The sequence below is a fragment of the Oceanicola sp. S124 genome, assembly GCF_000220565.1.
In the GTDB taxonomy this organism is placed as follows: Bacteria; Pseudomonadota; Alphaproteobacteria; order Rhodobacterales; family Rhodobacteraceae; genus Pseudooceanicola.
Genome location: NZ_AFPM01000135.1, coordinates 1 through 2368 on the forward strand (window position 1 = coordinate 1; position 2368 = coordinate 2368).

Annotated in this window: 3 protein-coding genes; all 3 read right to left on the minus strand. The window is 64.9% G+C overall.

Translation table 11 applies throughout. From position 1 onward, the window contains the following. The coding region (locus OS124_RS24215) for a TRAP transporter large permease subunit (protein ID WP_010139297.1) at positions 1-634 on the minus strand (634 nt) is incomplete at its 3' end. Between the two features lie 13 nt (positions 635-647). Continuing rightward, the gene (locus OS124_RS0109435; RefSeq protein WP_010139298.1) at positions 648-1541 is read right to left on the minus strand and encodes a TRAP transporter small permease subunit; all 894 of its coding nucleotides are present in this window, start codon (positions 1539-1541) and stop codon (positions 648-650) included. An 85-nt stretch (positions 1542-1626) separates the two neighbouring features. Continuing rightward, positions 1627-2368, minus strand: a 742-nt coding sequence (locus tag OS124_RS0109440; protein ID WP_010139299.1) for a TRAP transporter substrate-binding protein, incomplete at its 5' end; no start/stop codon positions are given.

The following is a 2368-nucleotide window of genomic DNA, read 5'->3' on the forward strand; positions in this document are numbered from 1 at the left end:
CGGCGATGACGCCGGTGGACAGCTCGGGCGAATAGCCCGCGCGCAGCATGGTGGGCAGCGACAAGAGGCCCATGGTCACCACGGTGGCGCCGACGATGCCGGTCGAGGCGGCCAGGAAGGCGCCCACGACGACGACCGAGACGGCCAGGCCGCCCGGCAGAGGGCCGAAGACCCGCGCCATGGTGGTCAGCAGGTCATTGGCGATCTTGGAGCGCTCCAGCGTGATGCCCATCATGACGAACATCAGCACCGCCAGCAGGGTCTCGATGGACTGGCCCGCGAAGACGCGCTCGTTCATGCGGTTCACGATGAACGAGATGTTGCGGTCCATCGCCACTTCCCAGCCGCGCTCGAAGACGGGCACGGCCACGGTGGGCAGATCGGGGTAGCGGAAATGCGACACCGCATCGGGATGCACCCCCGAGGCCAGCAGGTCGCGATAGCCCTGGCTGGCGGTGTCGATGGCCTGGTGCACGAGGATCCCCGAGGCATCCAGGTAGGCGATGATGGCGAAGGCGAAGACACCCGCGCCGGGGATGGCGAAAGCCACCGGGAAGCCCGAGAGGATCCCCGCGAAAAGGCTCAGGAAGACGATCAGCAGGCCGACCTCGACCCCATCTAGTCCGAAAAGCATGTGTCAGGTTCCCTCAGTGCGTGCCTTCATAGGCTTCTTCGCCGGACCCGAGCGTATCGAGGTCCAGATATTTGCCTGCGCTTTCCTCGCCTTCCCGGAACTCCAGGTAGGAGCGGTAGAAGAAGGCCACCGCCTGGACGAAGACCAGGGCGACGAAGCACAGGATGAGGATCTTGAAGAGGAAGTAGGCGTTGAACCCGTCCGGGCTGAAGCCGATGGTCTCGACGTTCCACTTCACGATCCGGGCCTTGCGCAGCATCATCTCGAGCTGGTCGGAGGCCGAGACCTTGGGGGTGATCAAGTGGCGCCAGAGGAAGAACCACGAGTACATCCACATCACCACCGCGACGGGGATCATGAAGAACAGCGCCCCGAACATGTCGACCACGCGCTTGGCGCGGTGGCCGATGGCGGCATAGACCAGGTCGACGCGCACATGGCTGCCCTGCACGAAGGCATAGGCGACACAGAGCGCGACCACCGCGGCGTTCCACAGCTTCAGCCCCTCGGCGAACCAGCCCACGGACTGGGTGAAGCCGATGCCCAGGGGAGAGATGGTGATCTCTCCCAGGCGGAAGATGGATTGAAGGAAGACCACCAGGATCTGCTGGGCAACCATGATCAGGCCGGCCCAGGCGGCGGCACGGCCGACCACGTTGGCAAAGCCCTCCAGCACGCGCACGCAGCCCCACATGAAGGGCCGGTAGAGCAGGCCCGCCAGCGTGACCAGCAGGAAGATGTCGAAGACGACAAAGAAGAATTCGACCGAGCCGCCATAGTAGATGAAGCGGATCAGCGCTTCCTTGTCTGCCCAGTCAAGCCAGAGTTCGGGATGGCTGGCGGCATAGATCATGTGCCAGACCCCAAGGCCGAGCTGGCTCACGAACCAGACGAGCGCGTCGAGCATTCTGTCCCCCAAGTTCATTGTTCTTTGAAGTCAAGGGCTGCGCACCCGAGGATGCGCAGCCCGGTTGTCATCGGCGCGGGACGGTTCAGCCGCCCAGCACGCGGTTCCGCTGCGCGGTGTAGGCGCTGTCGGAAACGGACATCCAGCCCGAGGCAGAGTTCATCGACGCCTCGGCCGAGTTGCGGATCTCGGCGAAGATCTCGTTGTCCATGAAGCCGTCGAGCACTTCCTTCGAGGCGGCACCGAAGGCATCCCAGACGTCATCGGGGAATTCCTGCACCTGGATGCCGGTCGAGCGCAGACGCTCCAGCGCGGGGCCGTTGTTGGCGATGAACAGCGCGTAGTTGTGCTGATGCGCCTCGGCGGATGCGACCTCGATAATCTTCTGCTGCTCGGGGGTCAGGTTGTTGAACACATCGAGGTTGGTGGCCACCGAGAGGGCCGCGCCCGGCTCGTGGAAGCCGGCGGGGTAGTAGTTCTTGCAGACTTCCTGCAGGCCCAGCTTCTCGTCCGACCAGGGGCCGATCCACTCGGTGCCGTCCAGCGCGCCGGTGGACAGCGCCTGGTAGATCTCGCCGCCCGGCAGAACCTGCACCGAGGCACCCAGCTTGGCCAGCGCCTGGCCGCCCAGGCCCGGCATGCGGAACTTGAGCCCCTTGAAGTCGTCGGCCGAGTTGATCGGGTTGCGGAACCAGCCGCCGCCCTGCGCGGCGGTCTGACCGGCCAGGAAGGACTTCAGGCCGAAGATCTCGCCCAGCTGGTGATGCAGGGCCATGCCGCCGTTGGCATAGTACCAGGTCATCATCTCGGGGGCGGTCATGCCGAAG

Coding starts and splice junctions, on each gene's coding strand:
- OS124_RS0109435 (WP_010139298.1), bottom strand. CDS start 1,541: ATGCTCGACGCGCTCGTCTGGTTCGTGAGCCAGCTCGGCCTTGGGGTC.